The sequence below is a fragment of the Brachybacterium sp. GCM10030268 genome, from assembly GCF_042666305.1.
Taxonomy (GTDB): Bacteria; Actinomycetota; Actinomycetes; order Actinomycetales; family Dermabacteraceae; genus Brachybacterium.
Map to the genome: position 1 here is coordinate 30,440 of NZ_JBHTCW010000011.1, position 14,493 is coordinate 44,932.

The 14,493-nt window shown below is 72.4% G+C and carries 12 protein-coding genes; 6 read left to right on the plus strand and 6 right to left on the minus strand.

Translation table 11 applies throughout. From position 1 onward, the window contains the following. Nucleotides 1-126: 126 nt before the first annotated feature. Nucleotides 127-1,464, minus strand: a complete 1,338-nt coding sequence (gene hisD, locus ACFQRD_RS13915) for a histidinol dehydrogenase (protein ID WP_377804580.1) — start codon at nt 1,462-1,464, stop codon at nt 127-129. A gap of 102 nt (nt 1,465-1,566) precedes the next feature. On the opposite strand from hisD, the gene zupT reads away from it, so the two are divergent. From zupT to ACFQRD_RS13935, 4 genes are all read left to right on the plus strand, one after another. After that, nucleotides 1,567-2,406, plus strand: coding sequence for a zinc transporter ZupT (gene zupT, locus ACFQRD_RS13920; RefSeq protein WP_377019350.1), 840 nt, complete (start codon nt 1,567-1,569; stop codon nt 2,404-2,406). A gap of 61 nt (nt 2,407-2,467) precedes the next feature. Continuing rightward, nucleotides 2,468-3,661: a hypothetical protein gene (locus tag ACFQRD_RS13925; RefSeq protein ID WP_377804582.1), complete on the plus strand. Its 1,194-nt coding sequence runs from the start codon at nt 2,468-2,470 to the stop codon at nt 3,659-3,661. Between the two features lie 140 nt (nt 3,662-3,801). Next, nucleotides 3,802-6,030 carry an NADP-dependent isocitrate dehydrogenase gene (locus ACFQRD_RS13930; protein WP_377804584.1) on the plus strand — a complete coding sequence of 743 codons (2,229 nt, stop codon included), beginning with the start codon at nt 3,802-3,804 and terminating at the stop codon, nt 6,028-6,030. 137 nt (nt 6,031-6,167) lie between these two features. Then, nucleotides 6,168-6,959, plus strand: a complete 792-nt coding sequence (locus ACFQRD_RS13935; protein WP_377019353.1) for an alpha/beta fold hydrolase — start codon at nt 6,168-6,170, stop codon at nt 6,957-6,959. Here ACFQRD_RS13935 and ACFQRD_RS13940 read toward each other — a convergent pair. From ACFQRD_RS13940 to ACFQRD_RS13955, 4 genes are all read right to left on the minus strand, one after another. Next, the gene (locus ACFQRD_RS13940) at nt 6,949-7,749 is read right to left on the minus strand and encodes a sulfite exporter TauE/SafE family protein (RefSeq protein ID WP_377019354.1); all 801 of its coding nucleotides are present in this window, start codon (nt 7,747-7,749) and stop codon (nt 6,949-6,951) included. The two genes, ACFQRD_RS13935 and ACFQRD_RS13940, sit on opposite strands and share 11 nt — an antisense overlap. A gap of 136 nt (nt 7,750-7,885) precedes the next feature. After that, complete coding sequence (tpx, locus tag ACFQRD_RS13945) at nt 7,886-8,383, minus strand: thiol peroxidase (protein WP_377019355.1); 498 nt, start codon at nt 8,381-8,383, stop codon at nt 7,886-7,888. Between the two features lie 94 nt (nt 8,384-8,477). Beyond that, nucleotides 8,478-9,410 carry a glycosyltransferase family 2 protein gene (locus tag ACFQRD_RS13950; RefSeq protein ID WP_377019356.1) on the minus strand — a complete coding sequence of 311 codons (933 nt, stop codon included), beginning with the start codon at nt 9,408-9,410 and terminating at the stop codon, nt 8,478-8,480. Next, a complete protein-coding gene (locus tag ACFQRD_RS13955; protein WP_377019357.1) occupies nt 9,407-10,294 on the minus strand; it encodes a glycosyltransferase family 2 protein in 888 nt (295 codons plus the stop codon). The genes ACFQRD_RS13950 and ACFQRD_RS13955 overlap by 4 nt, the downstream gene beginning before the upstream one ends. Nucleotides 10,295-10,467: 173 nt before the next feature. Between ACFQRD_RS13955 and ACFQRD_RS13960 the strand changes: the two genes are divergently transcribed. Beyond that, nucleotides 10,468-12,945, plus strand: a complete 2,478-nt coding sequence (locus ACFQRD_RS13960; RefSeq protein ID WP_377804586.1) for a phosphoketolase — start codon at nt 10,468-10,470, stop codon at nt 12,943-12,945. After that, nucleotides 12,945-13,229: an acylphosphatase gene (locus tag ACFQRD_RS13965; RefSeq protein WP_377019359.1), complete on the plus strand. Its 285-nt coding sequence runs from the start codon at nt 12,945-12,947 to the stop codon at nt 13,227-13,229. Before ACFQRD_RS13960 ends, ACFQRD_RS13965 begins: the two co-directional genes overlap by 1 nt. Here the strand turns inward: ACFQRD_RS13965 and ACFQRD_RS13970 are convergent. Beyond that, a complete protein-coding gene (locus tag ACFQRD_RS13970) occupies nt 13,219-14,367 on the minus strand; it encodes an MFS transporter (protein WP_377019360.1) in 1,149 nt (382 codons plus the stop codon). The genes ACFQRD_RS13965 and ACFQRD_RS13970 overlap by 11 nt on opposite strands. Between the last annotated feature and the right edge of the window lie 126 nt (nt 14,368-14,493).

A 14,493-nucleotide genomic window follows, 5' to 3' on the forward strand; every position in this document is an offset into this window, starting at 1 on the left:
CCCGTCCGGGACCGCGGCAGCGCAGGAATCGGGACGCAGGCGCGCTCTCACGCCCTCAGGAGGGGATGACTCGGCGCTGACGTCCACCGCATGGCGATCACCTGCCGGGCGGGGCCGCCGCCCGGCTCAGCGCTCGAAGCGGATGTCGATCGCCGTGCCGTGCGCGGGCAGCCCTTCGGCGGCGGCGAGCGTGGTCGCCGCCGGGCGGGCCGTGGCGAGGGCATCGCGGTCGTAGTCCACGACGTGGATCCCGCGCAGGAACGTCTGCACGCCGAGGCCGCCGCTGTAGCGAGAGCTGCCGCCGGTGGGCAGAACATGGTTCGAGCCCGCGGCGTAGTCGCCGAGGCTGACCGGGCTGTGCGGGCCGACGAAGACCGCGCCGGCGTTGGTGACGCGCGCGGCGACCTCTGCGGCGTCGGCGGTGTGGATCTCCAGGTGCTCCGCGCCATAGGCGTCGACGACCTCGAGCCCGCGACCGATGTCCTCGACCAGGACGGCCCCGCTCTGGGGCCCTCGCAGTGCCTGCTCGATGCGCTCGCGGTGGAGCACGAGCGGCACCTGCCTGGCGAGCTCCGCCTCGACCTCGCCCACGAGCTCGGGCGCGTCGGTGACCAGGATGCTCGCGGCCGCCGGATCGTGCTCCGCCTGGGAGATGAGATCGGCGGCGAGGTAGGCGGGCTCGGCGGCTCGGTCCGCGAGGATCGCGATCTCGGTGGGACCGGCCTCGGCGTCGATCCCCACCGTGCCCCGCACCAGGCGCTTGGCAGCGACGACGTACACGTTGCCGGGGCCGGTGACCAGGTCGACCGGCTCGAGCGGCCCCTCGCCATCGACGTCCTCGGCGCCGTGGGCCAGCAGTGCGACCGCCTGGGCGCCGCCGGCGGCGATCACCTCGGTGACGCCGAGCAGAGCGCAGGCCGCGAGGATCGTCGGGTGCGGCAGGCCCCCGAACTCCTTCTGCGGCGGCGAGGCCAGCACGATCTCGCCGACACCCGCGACCTGGGCGGGGACGACGTTCATCACCACGGAACTGGGCAGCACGGCACGACCACCGGGCACGTACAGGCCCACGCGCCGCACCGGCACCCACCGCTGGGAGACGGTGCCACCGGGCACGACCTGCACGGTCTCCTCGGGGCGCTGCTGCGCACCGTCGACGGCCCGCACCCGGGCCGCGGACTGCTCCAGCGCGTCCCGGATCTGCGGATCGAGCTCATCGAGAGCTCTGTCCAGCTCGGCCTGCGGCACGCGGAGATGCTCAGGACGCACCCCGTCGAACCGCTCGGATGCGTCCAGGACGGCATCGGCACCCCGCACGGCGACGTCCTCGACCACGGGGCGGACGGCCCGGGCCGCGGACTCGACGTCCAGCTCGGCGCGCGGCAGGGCCGCCGTCAGCTCCGAGGCGCTGAGCGTGCGCCCGCGGAGATCGGTCACGGCGAGGAAGGGGGCGGGATCAGGCATGGGAGCAGTCTACGAAGAGCGGCGGGACGACGGCGCGCCGGTCCCACCGGGCTGGCGGCTCGGCGCCACGGCACGGGCGCCGCGGGCGGTTAAGGTCGAGTCGTGCTCGTCGCCCTCCTGCTCACTCTCGTCGCGGGCGCGGCCACCAGCATCGGGGCGGCGCTCGGGGTGATGGGGCGCGGGACGAGCCCGAAGATGCTGGCCGGCGGGCTGGGGCTGTCCGCGGGCGTGATGCTGTACGTGTCCTTCGTGGAGCTCATGCCCGAGGGAGCCCGGATCCTCTCCGGCGAGCCGGCCGGCGGAGAGGTCACGGGGCGCGGCACCAGCGTGGCCGTGCTCTCCTTCTTCGTCGGCATCGGCCTGATCGCCGTGCTGGACCGGCTGGTGCCGCAGCCCGTCAATCCGCACGAGTTCTCCGGCCGCATGGCCGGCACCGCCGGGCGGGCCGAGGTGCGCGAGCCCGAGGAGCAGGTCGCCGACCGGGCGCTGAAGGCACGGCTGATGCGCACCGGCGTGGTGACCGCCGCCGCGCTGGCCCTGCACAACGTGCCCGAGGGCTTCGCGACCTTCGTCGCCGCCCTGCAGGCCCCGGAGGTCGCCATCCCCGTGGTCGCCGCGATCGCGCTGCACAATATCCCCGAGGGTCTCGCGGTCGCGGTGCCCGTGCGCCGTGCGACCGGGTCCCGCAGGACGGCATTCTGGTTGGCGACGATGACGGGCCTGGCGGAACCCGCGGGCGCGGTCATCGGGTTCCTGCTGCTGGCCCCGCTGCTGACCGGCGGCGCGATGGGAGCGATACTCGCCGGCGTGGCCGGGGTGATGGTCTTCGTCTCGCTGGATGAATTGCTCCCCGCGGCCGAGGAGACCGGCGAGCACCACACGGTGATCTACTCGCTGATCGCGGGTATGGCGATCATGGCGGTGACGCTGCTGGTGCTGTGAGCGGCACGCGGGCAGGCGCGGGGAATCCGGGGAGCGAGCCGGAGGACGGAGAAGGGGCGAGATGGACGAGAACGTGGGGATCCGGCACGAGAGGACCGGGCATAGTGCGCACCGGGTCGGGACCCGTGCGGCGCGACTGATGGCGGCCGCCGCTGTGGTGCTCGCGCTCGGTGCCTGCGACGCCCTGCCGGGAGACCGGCCCACCGAGCCCGCCCCCTCCGCGGAGCCGATGGATCCCACCGCGGTGGCCGAGGCCGAGACCACCGCGGTGGACCCTTCCTGGCTGTGCGACCCGGGCGGGGACGCCGACGCACCCGAGCACGCCGCCGGCCCCGGAGTGCTCTCCGCGGAGTCGGTACGGACCGACGGCAACGACATCGTGGTCAGCGGCCCGTTCCAGCTCCAGGACGGCTACAGCTATGGCGGGTTCGTCCCCGAGGCCGTCGTCGTCCCCGCCGACCCGGCGAACCGGGGTGCGCCGGGCGAGGGGTACGACGAGATGGGGACCGACGGAGCCCCGACTCCGCCGATCGTGGCGCGCGAGCGCGTCGAGATCCCGGGCGAGGGCGCGGCACCGTCGGCCGTGACGGCCCGGCTGACACTGGGCACCTGCGACGACGCCCCGCTGCCGGACGGGCAGTATCTGCTCGCCCTCTCGGGCGGCGGGATCGACGGGCCCGACCGCGGCGAGGACGACGCCGGCTGGAGCACGTCCGATGACGTCCTGTTCGACGTCGTCGACGGCTCGCCGCAGCCGGTCCCCGGGGCGGCCACCGCTCCCGAGGGCGAGATCCCCGCCGATCTCTCCTCTCTGGGCTGCCGTTCCCCGCTGGAGCCCGTCGGCGACGGGGACGGGCTCAGCGTCACCGTGAGCGACCAGGAGACCAGCGTCCCTGCTGCCGTCCCCGAGGATCAGCTCGGCGCGGGGATCGACGCCGAGGTCACGGTCAGGTCCGAGGACCTCGGCACCCGCGCCCTGCTCCAGGGAGTGGTGCTCACCGCCCCCGAGTCCGGCACGGTCGTCGCCGGCGCACGCAACGCCGGCGACATCGGCCTGCAATGGATCGGCGAGGAGGACGTGACCACGTCCGAGACGGCCTGGACCACGCGCATGACCTGCACCCGCTCCGCCCTGCAGGCCGGCCCGTACGACGCGCACGCCTTCGCGGTCACGGTGGATGAGGAGGGCGCCACCCACGTCGTCCTCTCCGACCCGTGGACGGTCGAGGTGGCCGAGGCGGACGCAGGGTCCTGACCGTCCTCCCCAGGAGCGTGCCGGCGGGCGCGTCCCGTACCGTGGAGGCGACCGGATCGACGCCGCCGGCCCCGTTCCGCCGTCGATTAGTCTTGACGTCAAGACACATGACGCACCGACCCGAGGGAGCCCCGCGACACATGGCGCGCATCATCTACACCCACACCGACGAGGCACCGATGCTGGCCACCGCATCGTTCCTGCCCATCCTCGACGCCTTCTCGGACACCGCCGGGATCGACGTCACCACGCGTGACATCTCCCTGGCCGGCCGCATCATCGCCGCCTTCTCGGATCTGCTGCCCGAGGACCAGCGGGTCCCCGACTCCCTGGCCGAGCTGGGCGAGCTGGCCAAGACGCCCGAGGCGAACATCATCAAGCTGCCCAACATCTCCGCCTCGGTCCCCCAGCTGAAGGCCGCCGTGAAGGAGCTGCAGGATCAGGGCGTCGCCCTGCCGGACTATCCCGAGTCCCCCTCCACGGATGAGGAGAAGGACATCCGCGCCCGGTACGACTCGGTCAAGGGCTCGGCCGTGAACCCCGTGCTGCGCGAGGGCAACTCCGACCGGCGCGCTCCCGCCGCGGTCAAGAACTTCGCCAAGGCCCACCCGCACCGGATGGGCCAGTGGAGCGAGGACTCCAAGACCGCCGTGGCGACCATGGGCCAGGACGACTTCCGCTCCCGTGAGCAGTCCGTCGTGCTCGAGGGCGAGGACACCCTCTCGATCGTGCACGTCGGCGCCGACGGCACCGAGACCGTGCTGAAGCCCTCCGTGCCGGTGCTGGCCGGTGAGGTCGTCGACTCCTCCGTGATGAGCGCCGAGGCGCTCGATGCGTTCCTGCGCGAGCAGATCGCCGCCGCCAAGGAGCAGGGTGTGCTGTTCTCCCTGCACCTGAAGGCGACCATGATGAAGGTCTCCGATCCGATCCTGTTCGGCCACGCCGTGCGCGCCTTCTTCCCGACGCTGTTCACCCAGTTCGGCGACCAGCTCGAGGCCGCGGGGCTCTCCCCGAACAACGGCCTCGGGGGCATCCTCGCCGGTGCGGAGGACCTCGAGGAGTCGGTGCGGGCCGGGATCAAGGCCGCCATCGAGCAGGACCTGGCCGACGGCCCGGATCTGGCGATGGTCAACTCCCACAAGGGCATCAGCAACCTCCACGTCCCCTCCGACGTCATCGTCGACGCGTCGATGCCCGCGATGATCCGCACCTCGGGCCACATGTGGAACAAGGACGACCAGGAGCAGGACACCCTCGCGGTGATCCCCGATTCGTCCTACGCGGGCGTCTACCAGGCCACCATCGAGGACTGCCAGGCCCACGGCGCCTTCGATCCCACCACGATGGGCACCGTGCCCAACGTCGGTCTGATGGCGCAGAAGGCCGAGGAGTACGGCTCGCACGACAAGACCTTCGAGATCGCCGCCGATGGGCAGGTCGAGGTGCGCGACTCCTCCGGCGCCGTGCTCATGAGCCACGGGGTCGCCGCGGGCGACATCTTCCGCGCCTGCCAGACCAAGGACGCCCCCATCCGTGACTGGGTCCAGCTCGCCGTGCGCCGCTCGAGCGAGTCCGGGATGCCCGCCGTGTTCTGGCTCGACGAGACGCGGGCGCACGACCGCAACCTCATCGGCAAGGTCGAGGCGTACCTGGCCGAGGAGGACACCGAGGGCCTGGACATCCGGATCATGGCTCCGATCGAGGCGACCAGGCACACCCTGGCGCGCGTGCGCCGCGGCGAGGACACCATCTCGGTGACCGGCAACGTGCTGCGTGACTACCTCACCGACCTGTTCCCGATCCTGGAGCTGGGCACCAGCGCCAAGATGCTCTCGGTGGTGCCGCTGATGAACGGCGGCGGTCTGTTCGAGACGGGCGCCGGAGGTTCCGCCCCCAAGCACGTCCAGCAGCTGGTCGAGGAGAACTACCTGCGGTGGGACTCGCTCGGCGAGTTCCTGGCCCTGGCCGAGTCGCTGCGGCACCTGGCCCGCACCGCCGGCAACGACCGGGCGCGGGTGCTGGCCGACGCGCTGGATCGGGCCACCGAGACGCTGCTGCACGAGGGCAAGTCCCCGCAGCGCAAGCTCGGCACCATCGACAACCGCGGCAGCCACTTCTACCTCGCCCTGTACTGGGCGCAGGAACTGGCCCAGCAGAGCGAGGACACCGAGCTGAAGGCCGCCTTCGAGCCCATCGCCACGGAGCTCGTCGATGCCGAGGACACCATCACCGAGGAGCTGATCGCGGTGCAGGGCTCCCCGGCGGACATCGGCGGCTACTACCGCCCGGATCTGGAGAAGTCCGCATCGGTGATGCGCCCCTCGCCGACGTTCAACCGGATCCTCGATGAGATCTCGGCGGCCCTGTGAGGCCTCCTCTGCCCTGAGCGTCCTGGAGTCCGGCCCGGCCCGCAGTGCGGACCGGGCCGGACTCGTCCCGCCGCTCGACCCCGCACACCCTCACCGCCCACCGCCCACCGCCCACCGCCCACCGCCGGAAGGATCCCGTGCCCCTCGTCCACTCCCCTGCCGACGGGGTCCGGCTGCGCTACGACGTCTCCGGCTCCGGGCCGGCCCTGGTGCTCCTGCACGGGTCGGTGCTGTCGCGGGCGATCTGGCGCGGGCTGGGCTACCTCGCGCCGCTGGCGGCCGAGCACACCGTGATCCGGGTGGACCTGCGCGGTCACGGAGGCTCCGAGAAGCCGCACGAGAGCTCGAGCTACGCCCAGGATCGGTTCGTCGCGGACCTGCTGGCCGTGCTGGAGGCGGAGGACGTGGACCGGGCCGGCCTGATGGGCTATTCGCTGGGGGCGCGCGTGGCCCTCGCCGCGACGCTCGAGCATCCCGAGCGGGTCACCCATCTGGTGTGCCTGGGCGGCTCCGCCGCAGCGCAGCGCGGGGCCGTGGACTCCGTGTTCTTCCCGGGCGTCATCGACGCGGTGCGCGAGGGCGGGATGGAGGCGTTCTGCGCCGGCCAGCGACTGGGGCCGGACGTCAGCTCGCGCCGGGCCCGCGCCACCCGCGAGGCGTTCCTGGCCGCGGACCCGCTGCCGATGGCGGCCCTGATGACCGCCACGGACGCCACCCCCGGCGTCTCCGAGACGGCGCTGGCCGCCTGTGACGTCCCGACGCTGTGGATGACCGGGACCGAGGACCATCCCCGGTTCGAGGAGTCCCGGCACGCGGCGGAGACGATGCCGGGCGCCGCCTTCGTCCCCCTGCCCGGCCGGGACCACGGCGGGACCCTGTCCCCGCCCGACGAGGTGCTCGCACGCGTCCTGCCGTTCCTCAGCCGGTGACCTGGCGGACGATCGCGACCAGCGCGACGACCACGATGATCCCGCGCAGCAGCCAGTCGGGCAGCTTCTTGGCCAGGTGCGCACCGAAGTAGCCGCCCAGCAGGGCGCCGACGGCGATCGCCGCGGTCGCCGGCCACACGATCTCGGAGCCGATCAGGAAGTGCGCGAGCACGTAGACGGCCGCGGCCGCGACGTTGACCACCAGGCTCATCAGATTCTTGATGCTGTTGACCGACCCCATCGTGCGCCCCGTCAGGGCACCGAGGATCCCCAGGTAGAGGATGCCCTGGGCAGCGGTGAAGTACCCGCCGTAGACGGAGGCTGCGCCCATCGCGCCGACGAGACCGGGTGACCGGTACGGGCTGCGCTGCGGAGCCGACGCCGCGCGCGCGGCCCGCCGATCCTGCCGCGCGCGGATCGCGGCGGTGAGCCGCTTCTGGAAGATCACCAGAGCGAGGGCGACGACGATCAGCACCGGCACGACCACGTCCAGCGCCTCGGCGGGCGAGAGCAGCAGGAGGATCGAGCCGAGGCCCGCGCACAACGCCGTGACCAGGACCAGCGGCGCCAGATTGCCATTCTCCTCGGCGATCTCCCGGCGGTAGCCGAGGGTCGAGCCGATCGTGGAGAACAGGATGCCGACCGTGTTGGTGCGCACGGCGGTCCCCGGTGGCATGCCGAGGGCGAGCAGCACCGGCAGCGTCAGGAGCGACCCCGAGCCCACCGCCGCGTTGATCGCTCCGGCGAGGGTGCCCATCACCAGCAGGACGATCAGCGAGACGGGTTCCACGACGTCCGAGCCTACTGCCGCGCGGGCGTGGTCCGGGCACCCGGGCCCCGCTCGCGGGTCGCGTCAGGAGCGGGAGCTCGCGCCGGGACGGTCGGGGCCAGGACGGTCGGGGCCAGGACGGTCGGGGCCAGGACGGTCAGCTCAGGGAGGCGACCGCGGCGTCGTAGTCCGGCTCCTCGGCGACCTCGGCCACCTGCTGCGTGTGCACGACGTTCCCGTCGGCGTCGGCGACGACGACGGCGCGGGAGAGCAGGCCGGCCAGCGGGCCGTCGCTCATGGTCACGCCGTAGTCCTCGCCGAAGCTGGAGCGGAACGCGGAGCCGGTGACGACGTTCTCGATGCCCTCGGCGCCGCAGAAGCGGGCCTGGGCGAAGGGGAGGTCCTTGGACACGCACACGACCACGGTGTTCTCGAGCGAGGCGGCGAGCTCGTTGAACTTTCGCACGGAGGTCGCGCAGGTTCCCGTGTCGAGCGAGGGGAAGATGTTCAGCACGATGCGCTTGCCGGCGAGGTCCGCACTGGAGACGGGCCCGAGGTCCTGGCCGACGAGCTCGAAGGCCGGGAGCGGGGAGCCCTGGGCGGGCAGCTCGCCGACGGTGGTCACGGGAGTGTTCTTGAAGGTGATCGAAGCCATGCCCCCATCCTCACGGTCAGCGGCGGAGGGCACAAACCGGGTCCACCGCCGGCGGGGCCGCGCGTCCGCCGGCGGGTCGCGCGCCGCGTCGGCACTATCGGTCGCCGCGGCGCTGTCGGGGCCCGCTGGGTCTGCCATAGCGCCGGGCGGTGCTGCGGCGCTGAGCCTCCTCCAGCGCCCGGAAGCGGCGCTCGATCCTGGCCGGCAGGGGGCGCCGCTGCCGCAGCACCCAGCCGGCTCCGCGCAGCGCGTCCCAGAGCGCCAGTGCGGTCAGCCGATCGCGCGGTGCCGTGGCCAGCACGTCGCGGGTCCGGCGCAGCGCCGCACCGAGCGGCCGGCGCAGCCAGATGAACCATAGGGTGTTGCGCAGCCCGTGCCGGAGGCGCAGCCGGGGGTCGCGCTGCGTGGAGGCCTGGTGATGGACGATCACGCCCGGCAGGTGGACCAGCTCCCAGCCGGCGGTCGCCAGGTCGGCCGCCAGCAGCTCCTCCTCCCCGCCGAGCCACAGCCGTTCGCTGAAGCCGCCGGCCGCGAGGAAGGCGCTGCGGCGGACCATCGAGGCACCGGCGAGGAAGCTGCCGAGGGTCGGGCCGGGCATCCACGGCGGGCCCTCGACCGGCGAATGGAGCAGTTCGGCGTTGATCGGGTCCTCGCGTCCGCCCGGCTCGACCAGGATCCTGCCGGTGACCACCCCGAGGCGGGGATGCTCGGCGAGCGCGTCGGCCGCCCGGCGCAGGGAGCCCGGCTCCCACCAGGTGTCGTCGTCACAGAAGGCGACGAACGGCGTCCCGACCCGCTCGAGGCCCACGTTGCGCCCGACAGCTCCCAGGTTCACGGCACTGGCCACCAGGTCCACCTCGGGGAACCGCTCCCGGACGGCTTCGGCGGTGCCGTCCTCGGAGCCGTTGTCCACGACCACCACGTGCGGCTGCTCGGGCAGCTCCCGCAATCGCGAGATCGCCAGCAGTGCCTCGTCGCGCCGGTTGTAGGTGATCATCACGACCGCCACCCGCTCGTCGGGACTCATCGCCGCTCCTCGTCCGACGCCGAGCGGGCCGGGCGCGCAGCGGGTCCGGAGCGCACCAGGGCGAGGGCGGCCTCGGTCGAGGGCGAGACCGGGCGACGCCGCCGCAGGGCGGCCGGGGCGCGGCGCAGGGCACCCAGCAGGCCCCGTCGGCCGCGCGTCCCCGAGCGCAGCGCCGTGACGACCTCGGCCCGCACTCCCGACCACGGACGGCGCAGCAGGGCGGTGAGGATCCGGCTGCGGATCGCCTCGGTCTGACGGCGCCGGGCGGACTCGCGATGGGGCGAGGGGTGGTGGTGGGCGCGGATCTCGGGCACGTAGCTCAGCTGCCAGCCGGCGTCGAACAGGTCCAGCGCCACCCGATCCTCCTCCCCGGGGAAGCGGATCACGTCGTCGAAGCCGCCCGCCTCCAAGAACGCGTCCCGACGCACGATCGCCCCGCAGCCGACGAAGCCGAGCAGCAGCGGGCCGGGCGCGTCGTCCGCAGTGCCCAGCGGGGAGGCGGCGAGCACGGCGTTCAGCGCGTCCGGGCGCTCCTCGGGCCCCACGGCGATGGAGCCGGCGATCAGCCCGAGCCGCGGGTGGCCATCGAAGACGTCGACGGCTCGTGCCAGCGCCCCGGGCGCCCACCAGGAGTCATCGTCGGCGAAGGCGACGTAATCGGTGGTGGCCAGTTCGGCTCCGATGGTGCGCGCCTGCGCGCCGATGTTCTCGGGCAGCGTCACGAGGCGCACGTGGGGATGGGCGCCGCGCACCGCCGCGACGGTGCCGTCCGTGGAGGCGTTGTCCAGGACGATCACGGGCGCCTCGTGGTGGCCGAGGTGCTCCACGAGCTCGTCGCCGCGATTGCGGGTGGCGATCACGACCGTGACCCGCTCGACGCTCATGCGGCACTCCCCTCGATTCCTCGGCTTCCTCGGCTCCGTCGCTGTCGGCCCACAGTAGCGAGGCCGGTCCATCGCACGAGCGGGCCGGAGGTCCCTTCCGCCGGCCCGGTCCGGGTCGTACCGTGAACGTATCCCCTCCGGGATCTCTGTTGCCCGAGCTGCAGGAAGGCGCCATGACCACCGTTGCCAGCTGGCCGAACTCCCCCGCCGAGACCCCCACCGACGAGGAGCTCGAGCGGCTCCACGGGTGGTGGCGGGCAGCGAACTACCTCTCGGTCGGGCAGATCTACCTCAAGGACAACCCGCTGCTGCGCCGCCCGTTGCAGCGCGAGCACGTCAAGCCGCGTCTGCTCGGGCACTGGGGCACCACTCCGGGCCTGACGTTCCTGTACGCCCACGCCAATCGGGCGATCTCCCAGCGCGGCCTGAAGGCCATGTACATCACCGGCCCCGGGCACGGCGGTCCGGGACTGGTCGCCGCGAGCTACCTCGAGGGCACCTACTCCGACGTCTACCCCGCCGTCAGCCGGGACGAGCGAGGACTGGCTCGCCTGTTCACCCAGTTCTCCTTCCCCGGCGGGATCCCCTCGCACGTGGCCCCGGAGACCCCGGGATCGATCCATGAGGGCGGAGAGCTGGGCTACGCCCTCTCCCACGCCTACGGCGCCATGTTCGACCGGCCCGACGAGATCGCCTTCACCGTGGTGGGGGACGGAGAGGCGGAGACCGGTCCGCTGGCCACCTCGTGGCACTCCAACAAGTTCCTCAATCCGCTGACCGACGGGGTGGTGCTGCCGATCCTGCACCTGAACGGGTACAAGATCGCCAACCCCACCGTCCTGGCCCGTATCGGCGACGAGGAGCTCGAGGACCTGATGCGGGGCTACGGGCACACCCCGCTGCTGTTCCGCGGCGGCTTCGACGACGAGGATCCAATGGCCGCGCACCGCCGCTTCGCCGAGGTGCTCGATACGGCCCTGGACCAGATCGCGCAGATCAAGCAGCAGGCCCGCGAGGACGCCGAGGCCGGGCGGGAGACGACGCGACCGGCCTGGCCGATGATCATCTTCCGCTCGCCGAAGGGCTGGACCGGACCGAAGACCATCGACGGCAAGGTGACCGAGGGCTCGTGGCGCTCCCACCAGGTGCCCCTGCCCAACGCCCGCGACACCGAGGAGCACCTGGCCGACCTGGATTCCTGGTTGCGCTCGTACCGCCCCGAGGAGCTGTTCGACGAGTCCGGCGCCCTGCGCGCCGAGATCGCCGCCGCGGCCCCGGAGGGTGAACTGCGGATGTCCGCCAACCCGGCCACCAACGGCGGCTCCGTGCTGAAGGACCTGCGGCTGCCCGATTTCCGCGACTACGCGGTGGAGGTCCCCTATCCCGGCGCCTCCACCGCTGAGGCGACCCGGGTGCTGGGCACCTGGCTGACCGATGTCATCGCCCAGAACCCCCACAGCTTCCGGATCTTCGGGCCCGACGAGACCGCCTCGAACCGGCTCCAGGGGGTCTACGACGTCACCGACAAGCAGTGGAACGCCGAGTTCGAGCCGCACGACCGCGAGGAGCACCTGGCGCCGACGGGCCGGGTGATGGAAATGCTCTCCGAGCACCAGTGCCAGGGCTGGCTGGAGGGGTATCTGCTCACGGGCCGCCACGGCATGTTCTCCTCGTACGAGGCCTTCATCCACATCGTCGACTCGATGGTCAATCAGCACGCCAAGTGGCTGAAGGTCACCAATGAGCTGGAGTGGCGGCGGCCGCTGGCCTCCCTGAACTACCTGCTCAGCTCGCACGTGTGGCGGCAGGATCACAACGGCTTCTCCCATCAGGATCCGGGCTTCATCGACCACATGGTCAACAAGAAGGCCGAGATCGTGCGGGTCTACCTGCCGCCGGATGCCAACACCCTGCTGTCGACCTACGACCACTGCCTGCGCTCCCGCCAGTACGTCAACGTGGTCGTCGCCGGCAAGCAGCCGAACCCGAACTGGCTGAGCATGGACGAGGCGATCGTCCACTGCGCCCGCGGGCTGGGCATCTGGGAGTGGGCCGGCACGGAGGTCACCGGGGAGGACCCCGACGTGGTGCTCGCCTGCGCCGGGGACATCCCCACCATCGAGACGCTCGCGGCCGCGAAGATCCTGCGGGAGCAGGTGCCGGGGCTGAAGGTGCGGGTGGTCAACGTGGTGGACCTGATGCGCCTGCAGGACGACAGCGAGCATCCCCACGGGCTCTCCGAGCGCGACTTCCAGGGCATCTTCGGCGAGGACGTGCCGGTGATCTTCGCGTACCACGGATACCCCTGGCTCATCCATCGCCTGGCCTACCGTCACGACCGCACCGGCCGCATCCACGTGCGCGGCTACAAGGAGGAGGGCACCACCACGACGCCGTTCGACATGCTGATGCGCAACGATGCCGACCGCTACCACCTGGTCATGGACGTGATCGACCGGGCCGGCCTGACCACCCGCTACGCCGGGCTGCGCCAACAGATGTCCGACCTCCGCGTGCGCGCCCGGGCGTATGCGTACGAGCACGGGGAGGACGTCCCCGAGATCGCGGGCTGGCAGTGGGACGACAATGCCGACGCGGCCGGCGAGGAGGCGCCGCCCCAGGCCTCCGACACGGGAGGGGACAACGCGTGATGGCAGGCGCTGACGACGTCCGCCGGATCGTGCGGGTCAGCGGCAGGGTCCAGGGCGTCGGCTTCCGGATGTCGGCCGCCGCCGAGGCGGAGCGTCTCGGGGTCGGCGGCACGGTGCGCAACCTGCTGGACGGCACGGTGGAGGCCGACGTGGAGGGCGCCGGGGACGCGGTCGAGGCGATGGTCGACTGGCTGCGTCAGGGCCCACCCGCCGCTCGGGTCTCCGACGTCGAGGTGCGCGAGGACGCTCCCCGCGGCGCGGAGACGATGCGCATCATCGGCTGACGAGGTACCGCACCGCCACTGCCACCCCGGCCCCGACCATCACGGCCGAGGTCAGGATCATGGTGGTCTGGCCGGCGGCGTCGATGATCAGCCCGCCGATCAGGGCGCCGAGGGCGATCGCCGTGTTGAACACGGCGCTGTTCAGGGCGGTCCCCTCCTCCATGACGTCCTGCGCCTCGGTGCCGACGAACGCCTGGATGGCGACGGGGGCGGCGCCGGCGAACAGTCCCCACACCGGCATGATCGCCAATGCCGAGACGGTTCCCTGCATCAGCGCCACCACGGCCAGCAGCGACAGGCCGAGCCCGGCCGAGACGACGAGCACGCCCAGCGGTGCACTGCGCCTGAGCACCGGCGCCACGGCGAAGTTCCCGAGCAGGCCGGCGAGGCCGAAGGTCAGCAGCATCGGGCCGATGTCGGTGACGGCGATCCCTGCCCGCTCCAGCAGGATGGGGCTGACGTAGCTGTAGGTGATGAACTGGGCGATGACCACCAGCCCGGTCAGCGCGACGGCGTACCGGACGCCACGGGTGCGCGCGGCGACCAGCATCATCGCCGGGGTGACCTTGACCGCGGAGTGCACCGGCCGCACCAGCACCGCGATCGCCACGGCGACCAGGGCGGCCACGCCGCCGACCACGCCGAAGGCCTCCCGCCAGCCCAGATGGGTGCCGATCCACGTGGCCACCGGCACGCCCATCACCAGCGCGCTCCCGGAGCCCGCGAACGCGACGGTCAGCGCCCGGGCGGTCTGCTCTCGCGGCACCTGGCCGACGGCCACGACCGCCATCACGGCCCAGTACAGGCCGATCGCGATGCCCGCGAAGAGCCGGGCGAGCAGGAGCATGGTGAAGCTCGGGGCGATGACGCTGAGAGCGCAGGAGACCACCACCGAGACCAGGGCGATCACCAGTACGATCCGCCTGTCCAGGGTGCCGACGACCACCGGGGTCACGACGGCGACGACGCCGGCGAGGATGCCGGGGACGGTCACGGCCAGGCCGCCGACGCCCTCACTGACCCCGAGGTCCGGTGCCATCACGCTGAGCACCCCGATCGGCAGCTCCTCGATCGTGATCAGGACGAAGATCCCCATCGCGAGCGAGAGAACCGCCGCCCACCGCCGTACGACGTCCACACATCCTCCTTCTGCGAGCAAACCCCCTCACGGTACGGCACTCGTGCAGGTCAGGTCAGCGCAGGGCAGGGCATGCCGGGGCCCATGGACGCACGACGGCCCCGGCATCGGGCGATGCCGGGGCCG

Coding starts and splice junctions, on each gene's coding strand:
- hisD (WP_377804580.1), bottom strand. CDS start 1,464: ATGCCTGATCCCGCCCCCTTCCTCGCCGTGACCGATCTCCGCGGGCGC.
- ACFQRD_RS13950 (WP_377019356.1), bottom strand. CDS start 9,410: ATGAGTCCCGACGAGCGGGTGGCGGTCGTGATGATCACCTACAACCGG.
- ACFQRD_RS13930 (WP_377804584.1), top strand. CDS start 3,802: ATGGCGCGCATCATCTACACCCACACCGACGAGGCACCGATGCTGGCC.
- ACFQRD_RS13960 (WP_377804586.1), top strand. CDS start 10,468: ATGACCACCGTTGCCAGCTGGCCGAACTCCCCCGCCGAGACCCCCACC.
- ACFQRD_RS13965 (WP_377019359.1), top strand. CDS start 12,945: ATGGCAGGCGCTGACGACGTCCGCCGGATCGTGCGGGTCAGCGGCAGG.
- ACFQRD_RS13925 (WP_377804582.1), top strand. CDS start 2,468: ATGGACGAGAACGTGGGGATCCGGCACGAGAGGACCGGGCATAGTGCG.
- tpx (WP_377019355.1), bottom strand. CDS start 8,383: ATGGCTTCGATCACCTTCAAGAACACTCCCGTGACCACCGTCGGCGAG.
- ACFQRD_RS13955 (WP_377019357.1), bottom strand. CDS start 10,294: ATGAGCGTCGAGCGGGTCACGGTCGTGATCGCCACCCGCAATCGCGGC.